The organism is Aeromicrobium sp. SORGH_AS_0981, from assembly GCF_031453195.1.
In the GTDB taxonomy this organism is placed as follows: domain Bacteria; phylum Actinomycetota; class Actinomycetes; order Propionibacteriales; family Nocardioidaceae; genus Aeromicrobium.
Window position 1 is genome coordinate 452,340 of record NZ_JAVIZD010000001.1, and the last position, 24,310, is coordinate 476,649.

Here is a 24,310-nt window from a genome sequence, read left to right on the forward strand (position 1 = left end):
CGTCACCCCGCCGAAATGCGCGCGACACATGCGGCTCCGGCCTGCACTGCCAGTGATCATGACGTGCCGCACGGGCTTGCCCCCCGACCCGGGCTCCGGGTTATGCTGCGTCCACGACTGTAGAAGTGTTGATCAGTTCACCGCTTCGCGTCGACGTCGGTCGCGCGGTCGCCGCGCCCCCTTCCGCCCGAAAGGCCACCACCGTGGATCCGCTCCTCGAGCCGTTCGACCTCGGCTCCCTCACCCTCAAGAACCGCATCGTCACCACCGCGCACGCGCCCCTGGGGTACACGCACGACGGCCTCATGACCGAGCGCTACCTGCGCTACCAGGAGGAGAAGGCCATCGGCGGGATCGGCCTCGTCATGTTCGGCGGCTCCAGCTTCGTCGCCCCCGACGCGCACAGCTTCTTCGAGTCGATCAACGCCGGCGACCCCCGGATCCAGGACGACTACGCCGACCTCTCGGCACGCGTGCGCGCCCACGGCGCGCGCACGATCGTGCAGATCAGCCACCTCGGACGTCGCGCCGACGACCACGCCACGTGGCTGCCGACCCTCGCCCCGTCACCGATCCGCGAGCGGGCCCACCGCACGTGGCCGAAGGTGATCGAGGACTTCGACGTCCCGCGGATCCTTGCCGCGTACGCGCGTGCGGCGCGGTACGCGCTGGAGGGCGGGCTCGACGGCGTCGAGGTGATGGCAGGCTCGGGGCACCTGCCCGACACGTTCCTCGCGCCGCGCGCCAACCGCCGCACCGACCGCTACGGCGGCTCGCTGGAGAACCGGGCCCGGTTCCTGGTCGAGGTGCTGGGGGCGATCCGCGAGGAGGTCGGCAGCGGGTTCGCCGTCGGCGTGCGCCTGCCGGGCGAGGAGTCCTCGGCCGACGGGCTGAGCGGCGAGGACTGCGTCGAGATCGCCGCCCACGTCACCGCCCACGCCGACCTCGACTTCGTCGACGTCATGTACGGCAGCGGCTTCACCCACCGCGAGCTCGCCCAGCAGATCCCCTCCGCCGGCACCGCCCTCGGGTTCAAGCTGGCGATGGCCCAGGCGGTGCGCGACGTCGTCGACGTGCCCGTGATCCACGCCGGCCGGGTCGCCGACCTCGCCACGGCACGCCACGCGCTGCGCGAGGACCTCGTCGACCTCGTCGGCATGACCCGCAGCCACATCGCCGACCCGCACATCGTGCGCAAGCTGATGGCCGGGCAGGAGGAGCGCATCCGGCCCTGCGTCGGCGCGAGCCACTGCCTGCAGGGCAACGACACGCTCTGCATCCACAACCCGGCCACGAGCCGCGAGACCTTCATCCCGCAGCTCACCTCCCCCGCCACGCACCGGCTGCGCGTGACGGTCGTCGGCGGCGGGCCCGCCGGCCTCGAGGCCGCGAGGGTCAGCGCCGAGCGCGGGCACGACGTGACGCTCTACGAGGCGGCGAGCCAGTTCGGCGGCCAGGTCCTGCCGATGACCCGGTCCGCGCGGCAGTCCGAGAAGCGCTCCATCACCGAGTGGCTGGTCGCCGAGGCCAAGCACGCGGGCGCGCGGCTCCTGGCCAACCACTACGTCGACGAGGACGACCTCCTGAAGGAGACGGCCGACGTCGTGATCGTGGCCACCGGCGGCATGCCCGACACCGACCTCCCGCAGGGCGGCGGCGAGCTGACGCTCAGCTCGGTCGACGTGCTGGGCAAGGCGGCACCGTCGGGCCGGACCGTGCTGGTCTTCGACGACCACGGCGGCGAGCAGGCGCTCGTGGTGGCCGAGCACTACCTCGAGGGCCAGGACAACACGGTCGAGCTCGTCACCGTCGACGAGCACGTGGGCCACGACGTCGGCCACACGATCATGCCCGGCTACAAGACCCGGCTGCTGCAGGGAGGTGTGACCCTGACGACCGACACCGAGCTGCTGTCGGTGGAGAAGGTCGACGGTCGCCTCCGCGCGACCCTGCGCAACGTCGCGTCCGACGCGGTGAGCCAGCGGGTCGTCGACGCCGTCGTGGTCGAGCAGGGCACCCTCGCGATGGACGACGTGTACGAGGCGCTGAAGCCGCACTCCAGCAACGGCGGCGCGCTCGACCTCGAGCGCTTCCGGCACGGGCTCGCCCAGCCCGAGTCGCCCGAGGGCACCGGCTTCCGGCTGTTCCGCGTCGGCGACGCGGTGTCGCACCGTGGCATCCACGCCGCGATCTACGACGCCCGCCGGCTGTGCCAGAACCTCTGACGGGGCCAGAACCTCTGACGGAGCTCTCCGCGCACCAGCGCGACGAAGGGGGCCGGGCCACTGGCCCGGCCCCCTCGTCGTAGATCCGTCGGCGTCGCGCAGACGCGCGGCTCAGGCGCCGATGCGCGCCAGCGCCTTCGCCCAGGCCGCGACACCGTCGTCGACCTGCTCGGCCGTGACGACGAGCGGCGGGATGAAGCGCACGACGTTGCCCCGGGTGCCGCAGGTGAGCAGCAGGAGCCCCTCGTCGATCGAGGCCTGCTGCGCCGCCGAGGCGAGGTCGGCGCGGGGCGAGCCGTCGGGGTCGCAGAACTCCACCCCCACCATGAGGCCCCGACCGCGTACGTCGGCGACGGTGCTGGTCGAGCCGGCGACGTCGCGCAGACCGGCCATGAGCCGCTCCCCCTGACGGGCCGAGTTCTCCACCAGGCCCTCCTCCGCGACGACCTTCAACGTGGCCACCGCCGCGGCACAGGAGACCGCGTTGCCGCCGTACGTCCCACCCTGCGACCCCGGCCAGGCCTTGCTCATGAGGGCCGTCGGCGCGGCGATCGCCGAGATCGGGAAGCCGCTCGCGATGCCCTTGGCCGTGATGAGCACGTCGGGCACGATGCCCGACGGCTGGTGGCCCCAGAAGGTGCCCGTGCGGCCGACGCCGGTCTGCACCTCGTCGAGCACGAGCACGATGCCGTGCTGGTCGGCCCGCTCGCGCAGGCCCTGCAGGAAGCGCAGCGGCGTGGGCAGGTAGCCGCCGTCGCCGAGCACCGGCTCGATGAGGAACGCCGCCGTGTCGGCCACGGCGCTCTGCGTCTGCAGGAGGTAGTCGAGCTCGCCCAGTGCGAAGTCGACGGCCTGCTCCTCGTCCCAGCCGTAGCGCAGCGCGTACGGGAAGGGAGCGGTGAACACCCCGGACATGAGCGGCGAGAAGCCGCTGCGGAACTTGGTGCCGGCGGTGGTGAGGGAGGCCGCCGCGACCGTCCGGCCGTGGAACCCGCCGTGGAAGGTGATGATGTTCGGCTTGCCCGTGGCCATGCGCGCCAGGCGGACGGCGGCCTCGACGGCCTCGCTGCCGCTGTTGGCGTAGAAGACGCTGTCGAGGCCGGGCGGCAGCACGTCGCCGAGCATCTCGGTCAGCTCGAGCATCGGGCGGTGCCGCACCGTCGTGTACTGGCCGTGGATGAGACGACCCACCTGCTCGCGGGCGGCCTCGACGACCGCCGGGTGGCAGTGCCCGGTGCTCGTCACGCCGATGCCGGTCGTGAAGTCGAGCCAGCGCATGCCGTCGGCGTCGTAGACGTAGCTGCCCGACGCGTGGTCGACCAGGACCGGGGTGGCGGTGACGAGCAGGGGGGACAGGGAGGCGCTCATGCGCGGGCTCCTTCGCGGATCGGCAGGGAGAGGTACTTGACGTCGAGGAACTCCTCGATGCCCAGGCGGCCGCCCTCGCGGCCCAGACCTGAGTGCTTGATGCCGCCGAACGGCGCCGACGGCGTGGAGACGAGACCGGTGTTGAGGCCGACCATGCCGACCTCCAGCCGCTCGCCCACCTCGAAGGCGAGGTCGACGTCCTGGGTGATGACGTAGCCGACGAGGCCCCACTCGGTGTCGTTGGCGGCGGCCAGCACCTCCTCGACGGTGTCGAACGTGCTGAGCGCGGCGACGGGACCGAAGATCTCCGTCGACAGCAGCTCCGAGCCGGGCTGCACGTGCGTGAGCACGGTCGGCTCCACGAAGTAGCCGGTGCCGGCGGGGACGTTGCCTCCGCCGACCACGCGCGCACCTCGGCAGATGGCGTCCTCCATGAGCCGGACCACCTTGTCGCGGCTCGCCGCGTCGATCATGGGCCCGACGAGCGTGCCCTCGACCATGCCGTCGCCCACGGGCATCGCGCCCATGCGGTCGGCGAGCCGCTGCGCGAACTCCTCCGCGACCGAGCGGTGCACGAAGATCCGGTTGGCGGCCGTGCAGGCCTCGCCCATGTTGCGCATCTTGGCCTGGACCGCTGCCTCGACGGCGACGTCGAGGTCGGCGTCGGCGAAGACGATGAAGGGTGCGTTGCCGCCGAGCTCGAGCGACGTGCGCACGACCTGCTTCGAGGCCTGCTCGAGCAGCAGCTTCCCGACCGCCGTGGAGCCGGTGAACGAGAGCTTGCGGATGGTGCCGCCGGTCAGGACGGGCTCGACGACCTCGGCGGCCCGCGAGGTCGGCACGACGTTCAGCACGCCGGCGGGCAGGCCGACGTCGAGCAGGATCTGCGCGAGCGCGAGCGTGGTGAGCGGCGTCTGGGGCGCCGGCTTGAGGACCATCGTGCACCCGGCAGCCACGGCGGGCGCCACCTTGCGGGCGCCCATGGCGAGCGGGAAGTTCCACGGCGTGATGAGCAGGCAGGGGCCGACGGGCTGCTTGAGCACGAACGTGCGTGCGGTGCCGTCGGGACGGTGGGAGTAGCCGCCGTCGACGCGCACGGCCTCCTCGGCGAACCAGCGGAAGAACTCGGCGGCGTACGCCACCTCCCCGCGCGCCTCGGCGAGCGGCTTGCCCATCTCCGAGGTCATGACGACGGCGAGGTCGTCCTGGCGCCGCATCACCTCCTCGTAGGCGCGGTAGAGCAGCTCCGAGCGCACGCGGGCCGGTGTCGCGGCCCACGACGCCTGTGCTGCGGCCGCGGCGGCCGTGGCGGCCTGCACGTCGGCGAGCGACGCGTCGGCGACCTCGGTGATCACCTCCTCGGTCGCCGGGTTGACGACCTCCATCCGGGCGGCGTCGGCGGCGTCGCGCCACTCGCCGTCGATGAGCAGCCGGGTCGGCACGGCGGCCAGGACGGCACCGCCCGTCCGCACGGGGTCGACGATGGTCATGATGCGCCCTCCTGGAGCTGGTGTTCGGTCAGTGCCGCGTGGAGCACGTCGGCAAGGTGTCGGGCCTGGACGGTGTCGCCCGAGACGTGGGCGATCTGGGTCTGGCAGCTGAAGCCGTCGGCCACGGCCACGCCGTCGCCGAGCGCCTCGACCTTCGGCACGAGGTCGTGGCCGGCCACCGCCATCGAGGTCGCGTAGTGCTGTGCCTCGAAGCCGAAGTTGCCGGCGAGGCCGCAGCAGCCCTCGACGTCGTCGGTCCGCATCCCGAGGCGGCGCATGACGCGGGTGCTGCTGGTGGCCCCGAACACGGCGTGCTGGTGGCAGTGGGTCTGCGCGAGCACCGACGCCGGCAGCGGCGGCGGCTCCCAGCCCGCGTCGAGCCGGGCGTCGACCGCTGCGGCGAAGGTCGTGACGCGCTCGGCGACGCGGCGGGCCTGCGCCGTCGGCACCAGCTCGGGCAGGTCCTTGCGCAGCGCCGCGGCGCAGCTCGGCTCGAGGACGACGATGGGGGCGTCACCGGTGCCGTCGAGCATCCGCGCGGTGCGCTCGAGGATGCGACGGGCAGCCGTCAGCTGGCCCGTCGTGGTCCAGGTGAGCGCGCAGCAGACGCCGGGCGTCGCCCCGACCCGCGCCCCGGAGGCGCGCAGGACGGTCTCGGCGTGCTGCACGAGCGTGGGACGGAACCCGCGCGTGAAGCTGTCGACGAGGAGCAGCAGGTCGGGTGACGCGTCGGACCGCGCGAGCCGCGCCCGCCGCACGGCGGCGAACCGGGGCAGACGGCGGTGCGGCGTGACACCGCCGAGGCGCACGGCGAGCAGCCGCAGCGGGCGCACCGCGAGCACGGCGTTCACGAGCGCGGGCACGCGTCCGGCCAGGGCGATCCAGCGCGGCAGCCAGCCGAGCGAGTAGTGCGAGACCGGACGCAGCCGCCGGTGGTAGGTCTGCTGCAGGACCTCCGACTTGTAGGTGGCCATGTCGACGCCCACGGGGCAGTCCGACGAGCACGCCTTGCAGGAGAGGCAGAGGTCGAGCGCCTCGTGCACCGCGTCGGACGCCCACGCGTCGGATCCCAGCGAGCCGTTGACCATGTCCTGCAGCACGCGCGCCCGGCCCCGGGTCGAGTCCTTCTCGTCGTGGGTGGCACGGAACGACGGGCACATGAACCCGCCGTGGTCGCTGCGGCAGCGCCCGACCCCCACGCAACGCTGGACCGCGGACGCGAACCCACGGTCGTGCGGGTAGGCGAACAGCAGGGGGCGACCGTCGGCGCCGACGGCCTCGTCGGACGCGACGGGCAGCAGGTCGGCACCGACCGGACGCGGGTCGACGATGATGCCCGGGTTGAGCAGACCGAGCGGGTCGAACGCGGCCCGGAAGCGGCCGAACAGCGCGAGCATCTGCGGGCTGTACATGCGACCGAGCAGCTCGCTGCGGGCCCGACCGTCGCCGTGCTCGCCCGACAGCGACCCGCCGTGGCGCACGACGAGGTCGGCGGCGGCGCGCACGAACGCCACGAGCCGCGCCCGCCCCGCGTCGGACGCGAGGTCGAAGTCGAGCCGAACGTGCACGCACCCGGCACCGAAGTGCCCGTAGAGCACGCCGGACAGACCGTGCTCGGCGGTGAGCGCCCGGAAGTCGCGCAGGTAGTCGGCCAGCCGCGACGGGTCGACGGCGGCGTCCTCCCACCCGGCCCACGTCTGCGTGGTCGCGTCGGGGCGGGTCGAGAGGCCGGCGCCGTCCTCGCGGACGCGCCACAGCGAGGCGCGCTGCACGGGGTCGTCGACCACGACCCCCTCCACCAGCCGGCCGGCGGCGTGCAAGGCCGTCAGCAGCTCCTCCGTCCGCGCCTGCACGGCCGCCTGCGTCGGGCCGTCGAGCTCGACGTACAGCCAGGCCCGTCCCTGCGGCAGCGCGGCGACCGAGTCGGGGCCGCGACGAGCGAGCATCGTCGCGACGATCGCGTCGTCGATGCCCTCCGTCGCCGTGGGCTCGAAGGGCAGGATCAGGGGCACGTCGGTCGCGGCGTCGACGACGTCGGCGTACCCGAGGACGAGCAGCGACGTCGCCGCGGGCGGCTCGACCAGTCGGACCGTGGCGGTGACCACGACCGCGCAGGTGCCCTCGGACCCGACGAGGGCCCGCGCGACGTCGAAGCCGCGCTCGGGCAGGAGCTCGTCGAGGTGGAAGCCCGACACCTGGCGTCCGATGCGGCCGAGCTCGGTGCGCAGGATCGCGAGGTTCTCGCGCGCCATGGTGCGCAGCTCGGCCTCGAGCTCGGCGGCTCGTCGCACGGCTGCGGCGTCGTCGGGATCGACGGCGGTCACGCCGTCCGCGACGCGCACGTGGGTGCCGTCGGAGAGCAGCACCTCGACCTCGACGACGTGGCTCGACGTGCGCCCCCACCGCACCGAGTGGTTGCCGCAGGCGTCGTTGCCGAGCATCCCGCCGATCGTGGCGCGTGACTTCGACGACGGGTCGGGCGCGAACGCGAGGCCGTGCGGCCGCAGCTCGCGGGCGAGGTCGTCGAGGACCACCCCGGCCTCGACCGTCGCGGTGCGGGCCTCGGCGTCGACGGACAGCACGCGGCGCAGGCTGCGCGACGTGTCGATGACCAGACCCTCGCCGATCGCGTTGCCCGCCATGCTCGTGCCGCCGCCGCGCACGGTCACCGGGACCGCGAGGTCGGCGCACGCGCGCAGGAGCTGCTGCAGCTCCGCGACGTCGGCGGGGAAGGCGACCGCGAGCGGCGCGACCCGGTAGCTCGAGGCGTCGTAGGCGTAGCGCGCCCGCGTGCCCGCGGTGGTGTCGACGCGCACGCCCGGGCACGCGGCGACGAGGCGCGTCCGGAGGTCGTCGTCCGGCGGCGCGAGCAGGGTCGCGGTCATCTCACGTCCGTGCGGCGCGGGCCGCCTCCGCGAAGGCGATCATCGAGGGGAACTCGAGGTCGTAGGAGAACTCGCCCTGGGGCTCGGGCGTGGCGCCCCAGCCCGGACGCGCGTGCCGGCGGTTGATCCAGACCGAGGGCAGGCCGTGGCGCTTGGCCGGCACGTGGTCGTGGAAGAGGCTCTGCGCGACGTGGAGCAGCCCGCTCGCGCGGCACGCCCATCTCCTCGAGCGCGACGTCGAGCGCCTCGAAGTGCTGCGGTGCCGGCTTGTAGGCCTTCACGTCCTGGGCGGTGATGACGCGGTCGAACGGGACCTTGAGACGGGCCGCGGAGCCCGCGAAGCTCGCGTGGTCGACGTTGGACAGGATGATGAGCTGGTAGTCCTGCGCGAGCGAGCGCAGCGCCTCGGTGGAGTCCCCGAACGCCGGCCAGTCGGGCACCGAGCCGCCGAGCCTCGCCGCCCAGGTGTCGCTCACGGCAGCACCGAGCTTCTCCCCCGTGCCGCGGAACGCCTCGGCGAGCACGTCGGAGTACAGCCAGTCGCCGTGCTCGGCCTCGACCCGCGCCTCCTGGTCGGCGTACGCCAGCAGCAGGTCCTCGTCGGAGAGGTCGAGCCCGACCTCCGCCGCCCACGGGGCGAGGACGGCGGCGATGCCCGCCTCCCAGTCGATGAGGGTGCCGTAGCAGTCGAAGCTGAGGGCGTCGTAGTCGGCGAGGTCGATGGTCATGCAGGCTCCTTCGTGAGCAGGGGTCGGCGGGTCAGAACGTGTCGAGCGCGTCGGCGACGGTCCTCGCGACGAGCTGGACCTCGTCCTCGGTCGTGACGAACGGGGGGCAGATCTGCAACGTGTTGGCGTGGATGGTCCGGGTGAGCACACCGCGGCGGACGCACTCCTGGGCGACGTCGTCGCCCCTCACCTCGTCGACGACCTGGACGCCGGCGAGGAACCCCGCACCGGCACGGACCTCGTGGACCAAGGGATGGTCGGCGAGCGGCTGCACGGCGTCGGCCAGCACCTTCTCGAGGTGGGCGGCGCGCTCGACGAGGTTCTCCTCCTCGAGGACGTCGAGGTTGGCGTGCGCGACGGCGCACGCCGTGGCGTGCCCGGAGTAGGTCAGGCCGTGCCGGAACATCGGCGCGTCGTCGCCGTCGAAGAAGCGGTCGGCGACCCGCGGCGCGACGAGCACGGCCCCCAGCGGGGCGTACCCCGACGTGAGGCCCTTGGCCATGAGCACGAGGTCGGGCTCGAGCGCGTAGCGCTCGGACGCGAACATGACGCCCGTGCGCCCGAAGCCGGTGATGACCTCGTCGACCACGAGGAGGACGTCGCGCTCCCGGGCGAAGGCCTGCAGTCCCTCGAGGTAGCCCTCGACGGGGCCGAACACGCCACCTGTGCCGATGACGGGCTCGAGGATGATCGCCGCGACCCGGTCGGTCCCGAAGGCGTCGAGCTGCGCGAGTGCCGCGGCGAGGTCGTGGGCGGGGATGCGCAGGGTCTCCGGCACGAGCGAGGCGCTGCCGTAGCCCTCGCGGTTGTAGGGCAGGCCCGCGATGCTGGTGCCGAAGCCGTGCAGCCCGTGGTAGGCGGTCTCCCGGCTGACGACGACCGTCTTTTCGGGCCGTCCCTCCAGCTGCCAGTGGCGGCGGACGAGCTTGCAGGCGAGGTCGACGGAGTCGGAGCCACCGCTGGTGAGCATCACCCGACCGCCCTGCACCGGGCCGAGGTCGGCGAGCCGGTCGGCGAGGTCGAGCGCCGGCTCGTTCGCGAAGCGCCCGAACACGTGGTACGTCTCGAGCCTGCGCATCTGCTCGTAGGCGGCCCGCGCGATCCGCTCGCGGCCGTGGCCGACGTTGGCGTGCCAGAGGCCGGCCGTCGCGTCGAGCAGGCGCCGGCCGTCGCTCGTCGTGAGCCACGCGCCGTCGCCGTCGGTGACGACGAGGCGCTGCGCCTGGGACGTCGGCATGTGCGCCTGTCCATGCCAGAGGGCTCGATCCGTCATGACAAGAACTGTATGACAGTTGAACTGCTAGACGCAAGGACGATTCCTGAATTACTGTGCAGTCATGACGTCACTCGACATCGCCGTCCGGCGCACGACCGCCGCCCAGCAGGTCGCCGAAGGCCTGTCCGACCTCATCATGTCCGGGCACTTCAGCCCGGGCACGCGCCTGCGCGAGAGCGCCATCGCCGCCGAGCTCGGCATCTCCCGCAACACCGTCCGCGAGGCCGTGCGCATCCTCGAGCTGGGCGGCCTGGTGAACTACGAGGTCAACCGGGGCGCCGTCGTCATCGCGCCGACCTCCGAGAGCGTCATGGCGCTCTACGACGCCCGCCTGCACCTGGAGACCGCGGCCGTACGGGTGCCGCGCGAGAGCGACGAGCTCGGCGCCGTCCGCGACGCACTCGCCGAGCTGTCACGGGCGGCCGACACCCACCAGGTGCGCGACATCGTCACGGCGGACCTCGCGTTCCACGCGTCGATCGTCGGGCTCCTGCGCAACACCCGGATCGACGACTTCTACCGCGACCTCACGACCGAGCTCAGGTACTACCTGACGGTGCTGTCGAAGGAGACCCGCGAGTACGACGACCCGACGACGATCGTCTCCGAGCACGCCGAGATCCTCGCGGCCATCGAGAGCGGCGACACGACGGCTGCGGCCGCGGCCGTCTTCGCGCACGTCGACCACAACGCCCACCGGGTGTGCGACATCCTCCGCGCCCGCGAGGCGGCCGGCCCCTCCTGACCCTGCGCCGTCGGGCGGGGGTCAGGAGGAGCCGGTCCTCACCGGGACCGGTGCCTCAGCTCGAGCAGTGCGTGTAGTAGTACTGCGACACCTTCGTCGAGGCGTCGAGGTACTCCTTGGACGAGAAGTCCGCGAACGGGCTGGTGCCTCCCGAGCTGCTGGCCGAGGCCGAGCTCGACATGAGGTCGGCGAGGACCTTCACGTCGTCGGCGATCTCCGCGGGGGCCGCCTTGCGCAGCGCCTCGTACTTGGCCGCGGTCTCGTCGAGCTGCTTGCGCAGGGCGTCGAGGTCCGGGGTACCGCCCTGGCTGTTCAGGTTGTCGAGGCTGCTGAGGCTGCTGTCGCGCAGGTCCTTCATGACCGAGCAGAACTCCTCGGAGTCGCCCGAGCCGCTCGCGTCGCCGCTGTCGTCGCTGCCCTTGTCGTCGGACTTCCCGGCCGCGGACGAGGCGACCGAGCTGCTCGAGTCGTCGTCGCCGGTCAGCGCCCGGATGCCGAAGTAGCCGCCCGCGACGAGCGCGGCGATGACGCCGAGCACGAGCAGGACGCGGGCGACGCTCGTCCCGCCGCTGCCGGCTCCCTCGCTTCTCCCAGTGCCGTCGCCCCCAGTGCCGTCGCTCCCCGTGCCGTCGCTCTCGAGCACGACGGGGGTCGGGGTGGTCTGGGTCGGGGTGGTCGGCTGCGCCGCGGGCGCGGGTGCTGCGGCCGCAGCCGGCGTGACCTCGGTCGGCGTCGGCTCGAGCGGGACGGTCGGCTCGGCGACGGGCGCGGCGGTCGGCTTCTCGACCGGGGCCTGCTCCACCGGGCTCTGCTGCGCGGTAGGCGCGGGCGGGGCGGGCGGTCCCGGCGGCGGAGGGGGCGGGGGCACGGCCGCGGCACGGGAGGCGATCGCCTCCCGGACGGTGTCGTCGCCGTGCTCGCCGAGCCACTCGAGCAGCCCGTCGTAGGCCTGGGGGTGCGCGGCGATGAGGGGCCACGTGTCGCGGTCGGCCTGGGCGATCTCGTGCAGCCGGGCTGCGGAGGTCTGGGGGTCGGCGGCCTCGCGCTGCAGGTCGTCGTTCGTCATGGGCTGGCTCCGGCGTAGGACGAGTGAGGGACAGGGGCCACGACCTCAGCTGCTCAGGCCGCGACGCGATGATCTTGCGCCATCGTACGACTTGGGACGGTCAGGGCCGGCGCGCGGTCCTGCGCTGCCAGGGCGGGGCCTCCGCGCCTCTCGGCCCGCTCACGACCTGGGCGGACCCGGATGCCCCTCCCGGGCACCGTGCTGTCGAGAGGTCACCACGGCACGTCGTCGCCGTGGCGGTCGAGGAAGCGCAGGCCCGGGCGGCCGCGCTGGGCCTCGACGGTGTCGACCAGCGGCGGGATGCTCTCGGACACCTCGAGCATCGCGCCGGGGCCGCCCAGGTCGGTACGCACCCAGCCCGGCGCCAGCAGCAGGATGCTGCGGGAGCCACCGGACTGCCGCACGGCGTAGCTGCGCACCATCTGGTTCAGCGCGGCCTTCGTCGCCCGGTAGACCTCGAAGCCGCCCGACGTGTTGTTCGCGACGCTGCCCTGTCCCGACGACATGACCGCGACGATGCCGTCCGCGGCCACGAGGTCGTCGAGGCCCTCCACCGCGCGCATGACGCCCAGCACGTTCGTCTCCATCATGCGCGCGAAGTCGTCGGTGGCGATGTCGATGCCCGCGGCGTCCTGCGGCGCGAGCGAGATGCCTGCGACCACCAGGAGCAGGTCGAACGTCCGGTCCCGCAGGCGCTCGCGGAGCGCGGCCACCTGGTCGGGCCGGGTCACGTCGAGCCGCTCCACCTCCACGGCGTCGCCGTGGTGCTCGGCGAGGGCGCGCAGGCCCGACGGGCCGTCCGACCGCTCCGTCGCCACGACGTGCGCTCCCCTGCCCGCGTACTCCTCGGCCAGGGCCAGGCCGAGCCCGCGGGTGGCACCGACGACCAGCACCTGGCGGGAGGTCGTGCGGGTCGCGGTGTCGGCCAGCTCGTGCAGGTCGGTCTGGTCGGTGTCGTCGGTGTCGTCCCTCATGGGTGCCCCCTCTGATCGGCGACGGGCTTTCGCTCATCGGTTGTTGAGTCGACGCTAGCACGTCGCTCAACAGATGTAGAGTGAAACCATGACGGACCAACAGCCGACGCGCGCCCAGCGCCGGGAGGCCACCGCCGCCCGTATCCTCGAGGCCGCCCAGGAGGAGTTCGGCACGCACGGCGACGGCGCCACCATCCGCGGCATCGCCCGGCGCGCCGGCGTCGACCCGTCGCTCGTGCTGCAGCACTACGGCTCGAAGCAGGCCCTGTTCGCCCTGGCGGTGCGAGCCGTCGACGACCTCGACCACGACGACGTCCCGCGGCACCTGGAGGACGTGCTCGACGTCCGCCTCCGCGAGCTGCCCGCGCCGACCCGCGCGCTCATGCGCTCGATGCTCACCTCGCCGCAGGCCACGGAGGTCATGCGCACCTACCTGCAGGAGCGCGCAGCGACCCTCGCCGCGACCATGGACGACGAGCAGGCCACGACCCGGGCCGCGCTCGTCGTCGCGAGCATCATGGGCGTCACGATCGCGCGGCACTTCCTCGACCTGCCGGGCCTCGCCGACGCGGACGGGAGCGACCTCACCGAGCTGGTCGAGCGGTGGCTCGACCTGGCACCCGACCGTCCGACGCAGGTGCCCTGAGGCACCTCACGCGTCGGTGGAGGGTCGCCAGCGGTTGCGGTTGACCTTGCCGGTGTCCGCGCGCAGCGGCTCGGCGACCCGCTGCCACGACCGGGGCCGCCGCTCGGGCGACAACCGGTCGGTCGCCCAACGCTCCAGGTCGGCGAGGTCCGCGTCGGTCTCGACCACCGCGTGCACGACCTGGCCCAGCCGGTCGTCGTCGGCCGGGACCACGACGCAGGACCTCACCTCGGGGTGGGCCTCCAGCACGCCCTCCACGTCGGCCGGGTACACGACCGTCCCCCCGGTGGTGACGACGTCCGCGAGCCGGTCCTCGACGAAGAGGAAGCCGTCGGCGTCGAGGTACCCGACGTCGCCGAGCGTGTGCCAGCCGTCGCGGACGGTGGGCTCCGCGCCGACGTAGGAGTAGGTGGGGTGCTCGCGCCGCATGAGGATCTCGCCGCGCTCGCCGGGCGCGCAGTCCTCGCCGTCGGGCCGGGCCACCCGGAAGCGGGTGCCGCCGCAGCCGCGGCCGACCGAGCCGGGGTGCGCGAGCCACTCGGTGCCGGTGATCATGGCGACGCCCTGCGACTCCGTGCCGGCGTAGACCTCGACCACCCGCTCCGGGCCGAGCCAGTCGATCCACGCGCGCTTGAGCCAGGCGGGGCACCGCGCACCGAGGTGCAGGACCTGCTCGAGGGACGACACGTCGGCCGCCGCGAGCGCGTCGGGCCCGAGCCGGTGGACCCGCTGCATCGTCGCCGGCACGAGCACCGACCACGTCACCCGGTGGTGCCCGACCAGGCGGAGCCACGCGGCGGGGTCGAACGTCGGCATGAGCACCAGCTCGTGCCCGGTCATGAGTCCCCGCATCGCGTACACGAAGGGCGCGGCGTGGAACAGCGGGCTCGCGACGAGCTGCACGGCGTGCCGGGGCACGAACGGCGCGACCGGACGGTCGAGGTCGACGGTCGACGGCGCGGCGGCCCGCACGACCTTCGGCCGACCGGTGCTGCCGCTCGACGTCGGGGCCTTCCACGACGAGGCGACGGCGTCGGGCAGCGGACGCGGGTCGCCGTCGACCTCGCCGAGCGGTCCGTCGACGACCAGGGCCGGCCCCGTCAGGTCGAGGACCGCCTGCCGCTCGGCGACGTCGAGCGTCGGGGCCAGCGGCTGGGGCGTGGCGCCCAGCTTCCAGGCCGCGACGCACGCGCGGACCAGGTCGATCCCGCTCGGGAGCGCCACCGTGACCACGTCGTCGAGACCCACCCGGTCCTTCCACGACCGGGCCAGCCGGTTGGTGTCGTCCTCGAGCCGGCGCCGGGTCCAGGCGTCGTCGCCGTCGTGCACCGCGACCGCGTCCGGCGCCCGCTCCGTCAGCACCGCGAAGGCGCGGCCGATGGGCAGGTCGGTCACGACGCGTGGCCTGCGTAGACCTGGAGGTGTGCCTGCGCCGCGGCGTCCCACGTGTAGGAACGGGCGAGCTCACGACCCGGCACCGCGTCGGTCTGGCCGCGAAGCACCCCGTCGACCGCGTCGGCGATGCCGGCCGGGTCGGTCGCGAACGCGACGGTGGACCCGAAGACCTCGCGCAGCACCGGCAGGTCGCGCGCCACCACGGGCACCCCGGCGGCGAGCGCCTCCAGCGCGGCCAGCCCGAAGCCCTCCTTGGTCGACACGAAGGCCATGGCCTGCGCTGCCGCGACGAGCGACGGGAGGGCGTCGTCGTCGACCACGCCGAGCAACGTCGGCTCCACGCCGAGCTCGTGGGCGCGCTGGTCGAAGGCGGCGCGGTAGTCGCGGTAGTCGAAGAGCGTCTCCCCGCCCGCAAGGACGAGCCGCAGGTGCGGGTGCCGTGGTCGCAGCAGCGCGTACGCCTCGAGCAGGTCGATGCTGCCCTTGCGCGGCTCGATGCCCCCGACGGCCAGCACGTACTCGCCCAGCTGGTCGGTCCACCGGTCGCGCTGCGACGCCGCCGCGGGCGACGCGGCCTGCTCGAACCGTCCGGCGTCGACGCCGTTCGCGATCACCACGGGCTGCACCCCGTACTGCTGGCGGACCTCGCGGGCGACCGCCTCGGAGACGCACACGTGCCCGGCCGGCTCGAGCACCGCGCGGTCGTGGCAGGCCACGAGCTCGGGCGTCGTGAACGTGTCGAGGTGGTGGATGGTGCGCAGGCAGCGCAGCCCCGCCGCCAGCGCCGCGTTCGCGCTGATGCAGTCCTGCGCGTGCACCACGTCGTAGTCGGCGCCACGCAGGGCGTCGCGCAGGGTGCGGATCGAGCGCAGGATGCGGGCGCCCACCGCCTCGCCGGGCACGTCGGGGAACGGCACGGGACGCAGCCCGACCGCGGGGTCGACCGCGCGGAAGAAGGTGCGGTCCCCGCCGCGCGCCAGCGTCCACACGTCGACGTCGACCCCGGTCCGCGCCAGGGCCTCGGCGAGCGCGAGCGTGTGCACGACGCCACCGCGCGGCTTGGTCGAGTACGTCAGCAGCGCCACCCTCACGACGGCTCGCGACCTGCCGTGACGTAGCTGTCGGGACGCAGCTCGTCGAGGTGGTGCAGGACGCGGCGCGACCGTGCGACCTCGTGCTCGACGTCGACGTCGGCCACCGCGATGCCGCCCTTGGACCACGTGCGCGCCAGCACGTCGCCGCCGGGGCCCACGACCTTGGCCTGGCCCAGGAAGCGCAGCCCGCCGAGCACCCCCGTCTGGTTCGACGAGGCCCAGACCACCTGGTTCTCGGCCGCGCGGGCACTGTCGTAGAGGTCGAAGAGCCGCGACTGCCGGTCCTGCGGCAGCCGCGACGCCCGGTCGGTCACGCTGGCCGGCCAGGCCGACAGGCAGGCGACGACGTGCGCCCCGTCCAGCGCGAGCGACCGCGCCGACTCCGGGAAGGTCTTGTCGTAGTCGATGAGCATGCCGAGGCGGCCGAGCGGGGTGTCGAACGCCTCGAACCGGTCGCCCGGGGCGTAGGCCAGCGACTCCCCGAGCGGCTGGTGGACCTTGCGGTGGCGACCGTGCACGCCGTCGCCCGAGACGCACAGGGCCGCGTTGTGCCGTACCGGCTCGCCGTCGACCTCGGCGGCCTCGGTGTAGCCGAGGCACACCACCATGTCGCCTGCGGCGGCCGCGACCTCGGCGAGCCGCGAGTCGTCCTGCGCCAGCGTCGGCGGCAGGTCGGCGCGAGGGTCGCGCAGGTCGGTCAGGTAGCCGCCGAGCGTCGCGTCGGGCAGCACCAGCAGCTCGACCCCGTCCGCGCGGGCCGAGTCGATGATGGCCCTGACCTTCGCGAGCGCACGGTCGAGGTCGCGCCCGAAGTGCGCCGCGACGGCACCGATGCGCATCAGGCCTCCGCGGGCACCGAGCGCTGCGCGCCGACGATGCACTGCGCGACGTGCTCCGCGTCGGCCGCGACGCCGAGGAACCGTCCGGAGCCCCACGTGTGCATCCACGGCAGGCCGACGAAGAACAGGCCGGGCACCGCCGTCACGCCCCGCGTGTGCGTCGGGCGTCCCGTCCCGTCGAAGACCCCGACCCGCAACCAGCGGTAGTCGGGCCGGTACCCGATGGCCCACACGACCGACGTGATCCCTTCCGCGTCGAGGTCGAGGCTCGTCGGGTCGGTCTCCGGCGCCCACGGCGGCACGTAGTCGGGCTCCGGCGGTGCGTCGATGCCCTCGCGCTCGATGAAGCGGTCGATGTCGCGCCTGATCGACGTGTAGACGGCGTCCGCCGCGTCGAGCGAGCGGGTGAGCGTCGGCGCGAACGTCAGGTCGGTGCCCTGCGCGTCGGTCAGCTTGCCGTAGAGCCGCATGCCGTCGAGGGCGAACGCCCGCAGGTCGATGTCGCGCCCCCCGTCGCGGCCGGTCACGTAGTGGTTGGTCTTCTCGCGGGCCGCGAGCCCGCCCGGGTACTGCGCGACGGCGGTGTCGTACAGGCCCATGTCGGCGAGCCAGGTCATGCAGTCGCGCCCTCGGTGGAAGCGCGCGACGCGGGGCGCGTCACCCAGCGCGAGGTGCACCTGACGCCCCTCGAGGTGCAGGTCCTCCGCGATCTGCGCGCCGGACTGGCCCGTCCCGACCACGAGCACGGCGCCGTCGGGCAGCTGGTCGGCGTTGCGGTACTGCTGGGAGTGCAGCTGGGTGACCGACGGGTCGATCGCCCGCGCGAACGCCGGCTCGATCGGACGGTGGTACCCGCCGGTCGCGACGACCACGTCGTCGGCCTCGAGCGTGTCGGGGCCGTCGGGCGTCTCGAGGTCGAGCACGAACCCGCCCCCGTCGCGCTCGCGTGCCTCGGCGACGCGGGTGTGCGTCCGCACGGGCGGGTCGAAGGAGCGCACGTAGTCGTCGAGCCAGGCGACCACCTCGTCGCGGGTCATGAACCCGTCGGGGTCGGGGCCCTCGTAGACGTGGCCGGGCAGCCGGCAGTGCCAGTTGGGCGTCACGAGGGTGAAGTTGTCCCAGCGGCTGTCGGCCCACTCGTGGGCGGGAGTGGCCGCCTCGAGCAGGACGTGGTCGACGCCGAGGCTCGTGAGGTGGTGGCTGACGGAGAGTCCCGCCTGGCCGGCCCCGACGATCGCGACGCGGGTCATCGGGTCACCTCCACCGGCAGCGGCGGGTGCATCCGCAGCACCTCGACGACGTCCGTGGGGGCGTGCGCCGCGGCCGAGCGTCGGATCTGCTCCTGCGTCGCCGCGGACGACGTGCACGCGAACCCGTAGCGCAGCCGGACCCGCTCGCTCGCGATGGTGAGTGCCGCGGTCGAGCGGTCGACGAAGTCCTGCACGGTGTAGCGGTGACCGACCTGCAGGTGGTCGTGCACGACGAGCGATGGGGAGTAGCAGTGCTCGACGTCGCCGTCGGGCCAGCGGACGGTGAAGGTCATCTCAGGCATGGGCGGGCTCCCGGTAGGTCTCGGGACGGCGGTCCCGCAGGTGGAACATCGCCCGGCGGGCGGTGTCGAGCTCGGCGCGCACGTCGAGCTCGGCCACCGCGACGCCGGCGTCGACGCCGGTCGTCGCGCGGACGTCGCCGCCGGGGCCCACGACCTTCGCGTGGCTGACGAACCGCAGCGACCCGAAGGTGCCGACCTGGTTCGACGCCACCCAGACCACCTGGTTCTCGAGCGCCCGGGCGGTGTCGAAGAGGTTGAACCGCTGGGTCCACCGGTCCTCGGCGATGTCGCCGGCCGACGCGGTGCGCGAGGCGGGCCAGGCCGAGATGCACACGACGACCTCGGCACCGTCGAGGGCGAGGGCGCGGCCCGCCTCGGGGAAGGCCTTGTCGTAGCAGATGAGGGCACCGAGCCGGCCGGCCGGCGTGTCGACGGCGGCGAACGTGTCACCGGCCTCGTAGAAGGAGCCTTCGCCCAGCGGCTGGTGCACCTTGCGGTGCACGTGGAGCACGCCGTCGCCGGTCACGACCGCCGCGCTGTTGTAGCGGGTGGCGCCGTCGGACTCGCAGAACCCGACCACCAGGGTCAGGTCGCGGGCGATCGCGGCCACGCGACGCAGCTCCGGGCCGTCGACGTCCATGACGGGCGGCAGCGAGTCGGGCTGCTCGTCGTGGCTGCCGTCGCGGCCGCGGCCGAGCACGGAGAGGTACCCGCCGAGGCAGGCCTCCGGCAGCGCGAGGAGGCCACCGCCTCCGGGCGGTCGCACCTCGTCGGCGAGCGTCGCGATGCGCGCCAGGTTCTGCTCGACGTCGCGGCCGAAGTTCTCCGCGACCGCGGCGAGTCGTGTCGTGGTCATGCTGCCTCTCCCATCCCGGTGACCGGGCCGCGGACGGCCTCGGTCACGACTCCGTCGGGCCAACGCAGACCGACTCCGGCGCCCTCGAGCGTCTCGCCGCACACGCGCGACGTGACGTGACGGGGCAGCTCCACCGGCTGCGCCCCGGCGCAGTCGGTCGTGACCATCGCGAACCCGGGGAAGCACGTGAACCAGTCGCCCACCGTGGCACCGGCGGGTGCCGGCACGCGGTCGACGTCGAGCACGACGCGGACGCCGCTCGCCTCGGCGAGCATGCCGGTGCTGCCGACGAGGCCGCTCATGCTGACGTCCTTCGCGGCCGCGGGCCGCAGGTCGGCGACGATGCGGCCGAGGGCGCGCAGGTCCTCCGGCGACCGGTGCGACGAGGAGTCCCACTGCAGTCCGGTGTACCCGGGTCGCCACCCGCCGCCGAGGTCGGCCGTCAGCCGGACCTCCTCGCCCGGGCGGGCGCCGCCGCCGGGCACGGGTCGGTCCGTGCGGCCGAGCGCGGTGACGCTGAGCGCCGGGGCGACGCCGAGCTGGGTGTGACCGCCGAGCACCGGGACGCCCCACGCCTCGGACGCCGCGCGCAGACCCGCCAGGACCCGGCGCGCGAACGACGCGTCGCGGGCGCCGACGGCGTCGAGCAGGCCCACCGGCGTCGCGCCCATGGCCGCGAGGTCGTTGAGGTTGACCAGCGCCGCGCACCAGCCGGCCCACTCGGGGTCGCGCTCGACCATCGTCGGCAGGATCGCGTCGCAGGCGGCGACGAGGTCCGAGCCGGGCACCGGGACGCCGTCGTCCCCCCAGAAGCCGGGTGCGGGGGCACCGCCCTGAGGAGCACCGAGGCCGGCGAGGAGCCCGCCGAGCGGCGACTTGGTGGCCTCGGCGAGGCGCTGGACCCGCGCGATCGGCCAGGAGAGCGCCACGTGGGGACGCCCCTGCAGCTCGACGTCACCCGTGGTGGTCCAGCCGAGCCGCGTGAACAGGGGGTGGTGCTGGGTCTGCACGACCGCGTCGAAGCGCAGCGCCCCGAGCGACTCGGCCCAGGCGCAGGCGGCACGGACCAGCGCCGCGCCGACACCGGTCGCGCCGCGCACGTCGGGCCGGACGGCCAGCCGGCTGCCCCGCCACCAGCCCAGGTCGCGGTCCTCGGTCGAGGGGTGCGGGGCGGGGTGCAGCCGCACCCCGCCGAGCACCTCGCCGGCGATCGAGCGGGCCACCAGCACCACCGTCCGCGGGTCGTCGTCGGCGCGGTCGTGGTCGGTCGTCGTGAACAGACCCTGCTCGCGCACGAACACGTCGCGCCGGAGACGGCGGTAGGCGTCGCGCTGGGACGCGTCGGCCTGCACGACGATGTAGTCCGCCGGCGCGGTCGGGTCCGGACGCCTGCCGGTGAGGATGCCGTGGTCGATCTCGAAGGTCATGTCAGGCTCCTTCGCAGCTGAGCGCCGAGCAGGCACCGCAGGCGGCGCAGCCCGCCGCCTGGTCGGAGCCGGCCATGCCGGCGACGCGCAGCGCCGTCGCGACCTGACGGGTCACGCGCCCGACGTCGACGGTGGCCGGCGCGGCGACGTGGTCGACGTCGGTCGCGAGCGTCCCCTCCAGCGGACGGAACGGGACGACGAACGGGTAGACGCCCATGTCGATCAGCTCGCGCGCGCCGGCGACGAGCTCGTCGGGGTCCTCGCCGAGCCCGACGAGCAGGTAGGTCGAGACCTGGTTGTGGCCGAAGACGCGGACCGCCTCGCGCCAGGCGGCGCGGTACTCGTCGAGGGACACGGTGGACTTGCCGGGCATCCAGCGCCGACGGACGTCGTCGTCGAGCGACTCCACGTGGATGCCGATGGACCGCGCCCCCGCCTCGTGCAGCTCGGCGATCGAGGCGAGGTCGCCGGGCGGCTCGATCTGCACCTGGATCGGGAGGTCGGGCAGCACCTCGTGCACGGCGCGGACGCACCGGGCGAGGTGGGTGGCGCCGCGATCGCGTCCCCGGGAGGTGCCCGTGGTCATGACCATCTGCGTCACGCCGTCGAGCTCCACCGCCGCCAGGGCGACCTCGGCCACCTGCTGCGGCGTCTTGACCGCGATGGTCGAGCCCTGCTCCAGCGACTGCTCGATGGCGCAGAACCGGCACCGCTCCGACTCGTCGTAGCGGGCGCAGGTCTGCACGACCGTCGTGGCCAGCACGTTCGCGGCGTGCAGGCGGGCGATCTTCTCGTAGCTCACCCCGTCGGCGGTCTGGAGGTCGTAGAACCGGGGTCGGCCGACCGCCTCCACGCCGAGGCCGGTGTCGGCCCCGTCGAGCAGGAGGCGGCCGCCGGACACCGAGTACGGGCTCCGCGGGTTGAGGGGGATGGCCGCACCGACCCCGTCGAGCAGCACGTGGCCGTCGGCGCTCGGTCCCGCGCCGTTCGGCCGCGTGAGCGGCGCGTCGAGCAGCCGGATGCCCTGGATGGCGACGTCGACGCGGGTCGACGTGCGCGAGCCCTGTGCTGAGGACGGGACAGTCATGGCCGTGCCCTCAGAGGTTGTAGGTCGAGTTGATGATGGCGCCCTTGCGCGCGTAGTGGATCAGCGCGTCCTGGACGTCGAGCGGGTGCGCCGGGATGACGCCCTCGATGAGGTCCTCCTCGCGCAGACCGTGCAGGGCGAGGCCGAAGCGACAGCAGAAGACGGTGCCGCCCTCGGCGATGAACGTCTCGAGCGAGGCGTTCATGTTCAGCTCGCCCGGGAACCCCGCGTCGCCCGTCGTCGGGAAGCCGCGGGTGGCCATGCAGGCGAGGGTGCCGGGACCGTAGAAGTACATCGCGGAGTCGAAGCCCTTCCGCAGGGCGCGCGTGGCCTGCAGGATCGCGACGAAGCTGACGCTGGACTCGTGCGGGATGCCGTGGACCAGCGTGAAGTAGCTCTCGCCGTCCTCCGCCTGGTAGTCGGGGAAGATCTTCGTCGAGCCGTAGAGGTTGGTGCCCTTCGCCTGCGACGGGTGCGGGATCTCCGCGAGCGAGGCGGCGATGTTCTGGGCGATCTGGTCGTCGATGTCGGTCATGGCCTTCTCCTGGTGCGGTGTGGGATGGGGTGCTGCGGGTCGGTGTGCTGCGGTGTGGGTCGTGCGGGTGGGTCGTGCGGGTCGTGCACTGGCCGCCGAGCCGGGGCCAGGGATCAGGGGGTCAGGTGCCGTAGAGCGCCTCGAAGTTGCGCCGGAAGAACAGGTCGGCGAGCTCGCCGTCTCCGGCCGCGGCGGCGAGGCGGGCGTGCTCGCCCGCGAAGTCGCCCCACGGCGCGTCGGTGGCGAACAGGATCCGGTCGTGCCCGACGCCGCGTCGCTCGATCTCCTGCACGAGCCAGGCGGGGGCGAAGCCGATGGTCCAGCTGGTGTCGGTGTAGACCTTCTTGCCGGCCTCGATCCAGTCGAAGAGCCGGCCGCCGATGAGCTTCATGTGCCCGCTCATCCCGCCGCCGAGGTGGACGAGGTGGATCTTGGTGTCGTCGCCGTAGCGCTCGACGAGCGTGCCCACCTGGTCGACGTCGGAGGCCGCCCCGGGCGAGGTGTGCACGTGGACGACGAGGTCGTGCTCGGCGGCCGTCGTGAAGATGCGGTCGATCTCCTCGGCGCAGTCGGGGTCGGTGGGGCTGCCGCCGAGCAGGAAGCTGGTCTTGAGCGCCTTGACGCCCTGCTCGCCGACGAGGGCCAGCGCGGCGGTGTTGCGCTCGGCGTCGGACGCCTTCGGCGAGACCCACAGACCGCAGCTCACGCGGTCGTCGCGCTGGGCGGCCTCGAGCGCGAGCGGGTTCAGGTCGAAGGCGGCGTCCGGCACCGGCACGCCGTAGTTCGGCAGCACCAGCGTGCGCTCGGTCCCCTCGTCGTCGAGGGTCTGCAAGAAGTCGCGCACCGTCGCCTTGGCCGTGACGTCGGCCCGGATCGGCGGGCCGCCGTAGAACGGGAACGCGGGCAGCTCGCCGATGTGGCGGTGCGCGTCGAGCGGTGCGGGAGGCATGCCTCCATTCAGCGCCCGAGATGTTTCGGACTGGTCACCGTCGGACTACGTCGCCGGAAGGTCTGCGCAACCTGACTGTTTCCGCGCCGGGATCGCGAAACATGGCCGACTTGCGCGAGGCCGGCACGCCACCTCGGCGGGCTTCCCCCCGAGCGCCCACACCGTCGGCGCGGTCGCACCCGGGCGATCACGAGCAAGAAGCCGACGAGTACCTCACGGCTGAGCGGGCTCGTCCTCCGCGACCGAGGCAACGATGAGGCAGGTCGCCGCTGTCGTGAGGATCAGCAGCCAGGAGGCTGCGACCAGCGCCATCCCGCCGCCGATGTTCGGGTCGCCGCCCAGCTCCAGGAAGGCGATGGCTGCCAGGCACAGCCGGCCCACCACGACCTGGACGGCCGCCACGTGGCGCTTGGCGCGATGTTGCAGAGCCGAGAGGTGGGTTGCTGCGACCAGAAGGCCTGGGACGACGATGGCCGTTGCCACTGGAATCGCTCGGAACACCTGGTACGGCGTGGTGAGCGGCAACGCAAGAGTCGCATAGACGGCACCGGCGAGCAGGGCAGCGGCGAGCGCCGCCACGGCGCCTGCGCGGACGCGGGTCGTCATCGGCCGTTCCAGCTCTTCGTCGTGCGTGACACCGCTCAAGAGTAGGAGCCGGCCTCGAGGACCAGGGTCGCGTTCCAGATGGCGATCCGCTCGATCGCCATGCCGTGACGGGCGCACGGTCCCTGGAGACTCACGGTCCTGCAGGCGCCCCGCCCTGGCCGATGTCGGGCCGCTGGCGGTCGAACGCACCGCGGATGGGAGCGGTGTCGTAGACGATCGTCAGCCGCTCGATCCGTCCCTCCCCATCCAGCTCCGCGACGTCGACCACGGAAAACGGGGCGGGCTCGCCCGAGGCGAGCGTCCAGTCGAAGTCGAACCAGAAGCTCACCAGGTCGCGGCCGTCGCGCGTCCCGCGCATCGTCGCCTTCAGGGTCAGGCGCGACTCCGCCGTGTCGGCGAACAGGACCGGGTAGAACGCGCGGGCCGGCACCGTGCCGTACAGCGGCGACACGACCGTCGCGTCCGGCGCGAACAGGGCGAGCACCGCGTCGAGGTCGGCGGCCTCCAGGGCCGCGAGGTAGCGCTCGACGAGGAGGTCTGGGTCGGCCACGCACCCATCGAACCACG

At 73.6% G+C, this 24,310-nt stretch carries 22 protein-coding genes; 3 read left to right on the forward strand and 19 right to left on the reverse strand.

Translation table 11 applies throughout. The features are described 5' to 3' along the window. Positions 1 to 203 precede the first annotated feature (203 nt). Complete coding sequence (locus tag QE370_RS02485; RefSeq protein ID WP_309633300.1) at positions 204 to 2,225, forward strand: FAD-dependent oxidoreductase; 2,022 nt, start codon at positions 204 to 206, stop codon at positions 2,223 to 2,225. 111 nt (positions 2,226 to 2,336) lie between these two features. On the opposite strand, the gene QE370_RS02490 is transcribed toward QE370_RS02485, so the two are convergent. From QE370_RS02490 to QE370_RS02510, 5 genes are read right to left on the reverse strand one after another with little or no spacing between them, the layout of a single operon-like run. Then, positions 2,337 to 3,593, reverse strand: coding sequence for an aminotransferase class III-fold pyridoxal phosphate-dependent enzyme (locus QE370_RS02490; RefSeq protein ID WP_309633301.1), 1,257 nt, complete (start codon positions 3,591 to 3,593; stop codon positions 2,337 to 2,339). Beyond that, positions 3,590 to 5,083, reverse strand: coding sequence for an NAD-dependent succinate-semialdehyde dehydrogenase (locus tag QE370_RS02495; protein ID WP_253026428.1), 1,494 nt, complete (start codon positions 5,081 to 5,083; stop codon positions 3,590 to 3,592). Before QE370_RS02495 ends, QE370_RS02490 begins: the two co-directional genes overlap by 4 nt. Beyond that, positions 5,080 to 7,968 carry an FAD-binding and (Fe-S)-binding domain-containing protein gene (locus tag QE370_RS02500; RefSeq protein ID WP_309633302.1) on the reverse strand — a complete coding sequence of 963 codons (2,889 nt, stop codon included), beginning with the start codon at positions 7,966 to 7,968 and terminating at the stop codon, positions 5,080 to 5,082. Before QE370_RS02500 ends, QE370_RS02495 begins: the two co-directional genes overlap by 4 nt. Further along, a complete protein-coding gene (locus QE370_RS02505) occupies positions 7,965 to 8,696 on the reverse strand; it encodes an HAD-IA family hydrolase (RefSeq protein ID WP_309633303.1) in 732 nt (243 codons plus the stop codon). Before QE370_RS02505 ends, QE370_RS02500 begins: the two co-directional genes overlap by 4 nt. 31 nt (positions 8,697 to 8,727) lie before the next feature. Then, positions 8,728 to 9,969: an aminotransferase class III-fold pyridoxal phosphate-dependent enzyme gene (locus tag QE370_RS02510; RefSeq protein ID WP_309633304.1), complete on the reverse strand. Its 1,242-nt coding sequence runs from the start codon at positions 9,967 to 9,969 to the stop codon at positions 8,728 to 8,730. Between the two features lie 64 nt (positions 9,970 to 10,033). Between QE370_RS02510 and QE370_RS02515 the strand changes: the two genes are divergently transcribed. Further along, positions 10,034 to 10,717 carry a GntR family transcriptional regulator gene (locus QE370_RS02515; RefSeq protein ID WP_253025800.1) on the forward strand — a complete coding sequence of 228 codons (684 nt, stop codon included), beginning with the start codon at positions 10,034 to 10,036 and terminating at the stop codon, positions 10,715 to 10,717. Positions 10,718 to 10,772: 55 nt separating this feature from the next. On the opposite strand, the gene QE370_RS02520 is transcribed toward QE370_RS02515, so the two are convergent. Then, a complete protein-coding gene (locus QE370_RS02520) occupies positions 10,773 to 11,783 on the reverse strand; it encodes a hypothetical protein (protein WP_309633305.1) in 1,011 nt (336 codons plus the stop codon). A 212-nt stretch (positions 11,784 to 11,995) separates the two neighbouring features. Further along, complete coding sequence (locus tag QE370_RS02525) at positions 11,996 to 12,757, reverse strand: SDR family oxidoreductase (RefSeq protein WP_309633306.1); 762 nt, start codon at positions 12,755 to 12,757, stop codon at positions 11,996 to 11,998. Between the two features lie 88 nt (positions 12,758 to 12,845). On the opposite strand from QE370_RS02525, the gene QE370_RS02530 reads away from it, so the two are divergent. Then, positions 12,846 to 13,403: a TetR family transcriptional regulator gene (locus QE370_RS02530; RefSeq protein ID WP_309633307.1), complete on the forward strand. Its 558-nt coding sequence runs from the start codon at positions 12,846 to 12,848 to the stop codon at positions 13,401 to 13,403. A 6-nt stretch (positions 13,404 to 13,409) separates the two neighbouring features. On the opposite strand, the gene QE370_RS02535 is transcribed toward QE370_RS02530, so the two are convergent. The 12 genes from QE370_RS02535 to QE370_RS02590 all read right to left on the reverse strand — a co-directional run bounded on the left by QE370_RS02535 (position 13,410) and on the right by QE370_RS02590 (position 24,293). Beyond that, positions 13,410 to 14,798 (reverse strand): AMP-binding protein, encoded by a 1,389-nt coding sequence (locus QE370_RS02535; RefSeq protein ID WP_309633308.1) that lies wholly within the window; start codon positions 14,796 to 14,798, stop codon positions 13,410 to 13,412. Beyond that, complete coding sequence (locus tag QE370_RS02540) at positions 14,795 to 15,883, reverse strand: MSMEG_0565 family glycosyltransferase (RefSeq protein WP_309633309.1); 1,089 nt, start codon at positions 15,881 to 15,883, stop codon at positions 14,795 to 14,797. Before QE370_RS02540 ends, QE370_RS02535 begins: the two co-directional genes overlap by 4 nt. A gap of 2 nt (positions 15,884 to 15,885) precedes the next feature. Next, positions 15,886 to 16,731 (reverse strand): carbon-nitrogen hydrolase family protein, encoded by an 846-nt coding sequence (locus QE370_RS02545; protein ID WP_253025830.1) that lies wholly within the window; start codon positions 16,729 to 16,731, stop codon positions 15,886 to 15,888. Continuing rightward, complete coding sequence (locus tag QE370_RS02550) at positions 16,731 to 17,981, reverse strand: MSMEG_0569 family flavin-dependent oxidoreductase (protein ID WP_309633310.1); 1,251 nt, start codon at positions 17,979 to 17,981, stop codon at positions 16,731 to 16,733. Before QE370_RS02550 ends, QE370_RS02545 begins: the two co-directional genes overlap by 1 nt. Further along, the gene (locus QE370_RS02555; protein ID WP_253025834.1) at positions 17,978 to 18,283 is read right to left on the reverse strand and encodes an MSMEG_0570 family nitrogen starvation response protein; all 306 of its coding nucleotides are present in this window, start codon (positions 18,281 to 18,283) and stop codon (positions 17,978 to 17,980) included. The genes QE370_RS02550 and QE370_RS02555 overlap by 4 nt, the downstream gene beginning before the upstream one ends. After that, positions 18,276 to 19,139, reverse strand: a complete 864-nt coding sequence (locus tag QE370_RS02560; RefSeq protein ID WP_253025836.1) for a carbon-nitrogen hydrolase family protein — start codon at positions 19,137 to 19,139, stop codon at positions 18,276 to 18,278. The genes QE370_RS02555 and QE370_RS02560 overlap by 8 nt, the downstream gene beginning before the upstream one ends. Further along, positions 19,136 to 20,566, reverse strand: coding sequence for an MSMEG_0567/sll0787 family protein (locus QE370_RS02565; RefSeq protein ID WP_309633311.1), 1,431 nt, complete (start codon positions 20,564 to 20,566; stop codon positions 19,136 to 19,138). Before QE370_RS02565 ends, QE370_RS02560 begins: the two co-directional genes overlap by 4 nt. Position 20,567: 1 nt before the next feature. Further along, a complete protein-coding gene (locus QE370_RS02570; protein ID WP_309633312.1) occupies positions 20,568 to 21,653 on the reverse strand; it encodes an MSMEG_0568 family radical SAM protein in 1,086 nt (361 codons plus the stop codon). Between the two features lie 10 nt (positions 21,654 to 21,663). After that, complete coding sequence (locus QE370_RS02575; protein WP_253026680.1) at positions 21,664 to 22,188, reverse strand: MSMEG_0572/Sll0783 family nitrogen starvation response protein; 525 nt, start codon at positions 22,186 to 22,188, stop codon at positions 21,664 to 21,666. Between the two features lie 121 nt (positions 22,189 to 22,309). Then, a complete protein-coding gene (locus QE370_RS02580; protein ID WP_253026682.1) occupies positions 22,310 to 23,137 on the reverse strand; it encodes an amidohydrolase family protein in 828 nt (275 codons plus the stop codon). A 213-nt stretch (positions 23,138 to 23,350) separates the two neighbouring features. Next, the gene (locus QE370_RS02585) at positions 23,351 to 23,743 is read right to left on the reverse strand and encodes a hypothetical protein (RefSeq protein WP_309633313.1); all 393 of its coding nucleotides are present in this window, start codon (positions 23,741 to 23,743) and stop codon (positions 23,351 to 23,353) included. Positions 23,744 to 23,873: 130 nt separating this feature from the next. Continuing rightward, complete coding sequence (locus QE370_RS02590) at positions 23,874 to 24,293, reverse strand: nuclear transport factor 2 family protein (protein ID WP_309633314.1); 420 nt, start codon at positions 24,291 to 24,293, stop codon at positions 23,874 to 23,876. Between the last annotated feature and the right edge of the window lie 17 nt (positions 24,294 to 24,310).

Bases quoted from the DNA above. Each gene is read 5' to 3' on its own strand.
- QE370_RS02490 (WP_309633301.1), bottom strand. From the start codon at position 3,593: ATGAGCGCCTCCCTGTCCCCCCTGCTCGTCACCGCCACCCCGGTCCTG.
- QE370_RS02495 (WP_253026428.1), bottom strand. From the start codon at position 5,083: ATGACCATCGTCGACCCCGTGCGGACGGGCGGTGCCGTCCTGGCCGCC.
- QE370_RS02500 (WP_309633302.1), bottom strand. From the start codon at position 7,968: ATGACCGCGACCCTGCTCGCGCCGCCGGACGACGACCTCCGGACGCGC.
- QE370_RS02505 (WP_309633303.1), bottom strand. From the start codon at position 8,696: ATGACCATCGACCTCGCCGACTACGACGCCCTCAGCTTCGACTGCTAC.
- QE370_RS02510 (WP_309633304.1), bottom strand. From the start codon at position 9,969: ATGACGGATCGAGCCCTCTGGCATGGACAGGCGCACATGCCGACGTCC.
- QE370_RS02515 (WP_253025800.1), top strand. From the start codon at position 10,034: ATGACGTCACTCGACATCGCCGTCCGGCGCACGACCGCCGCCCAGCAG.
- QE370_RS02520 (WP_309633305.1), bottom strand. From the start codon at position 11,783: ATGACGAACGACGACCTGCAGCGCGAGGCCGCCGACCCCCAGACCTCC.
- QE370_RS02525 (WP_309633306.1), bottom strand. From the start codon at position 12,757: ATGAGGGACGACACCGACGACACCGACCAGACCGACCTGCACGAGCTG.
- QE370_RS02530 (WP_309633307.1), top strand. From the start codon at position 12,846: ATGACGGACCAACAGCCGACGCGCGCCCAGCGCCGGGAGGCCACCGCC.
- QE370_RS02545 (WP_253025830.1), bottom strand. From the start codon at position 16,731: ATGCGCATCGGTGCCGTCGCGGCGCACTTCGGGCGCGACCTCGACCGT.
- QE370_RS02550 (WP_309633310.1), bottom strand. From the start codon at position 17,981: ATGACCCGCGTCGCGATCGTCGGGGCCGGCCAGGCGGGACTCTCCGTC.
- QE370_RS02555 (WP_253025834.1), bottom strand. From the start codon at position 18,283: ATGCCTGAGATGACCTTCACCGTCCGCTGGCCCGACGGCGACGTCGAG.
- QE370_RS02560 (WP_253025836.1), bottom strand. From the start codon at position 19,139: ATGACCACGACACGACTCGCCGCGGTCGCGGAGAACTTCGGCCGCGAC.
- QE370_RS02565 (WP_309633311.1), bottom strand. From the start codon at position 20,566: ATGACCTTCGAGATCGACCACGGCATCCTCACCGGCAGGCGTCCGGAC.
- QE370_RS02570 (WP_309633312.1), bottom strand. From the start codon at position 21,653: ATGACTGTCCCGTCCTCAGCACAGGGCTCGCGCACGTCGACCCGCGTC.
- QE370_RS02575 (WP_253026680.1), bottom strand. From the start codon at position 22,188: ATGACCGACATCGACGACCAGATCGCCCAGAACATCGCCGCCTCGCTC.
- QE370_RS02580 (WP_253026682.1), bottom strand. From the start codon at position 23,137: ATGCCTCCCGCACCGCTCGACGCGCACCGCCACATCGGCGAGCTGCCC.
- QE370_RS02585 (WP_309633313.1), bottom strand. From the start codon at position 23,743: ATGACGACCCGCGTCCGCGCAGGCGCCGTGGCGGCGCTCGCCGCTGCC.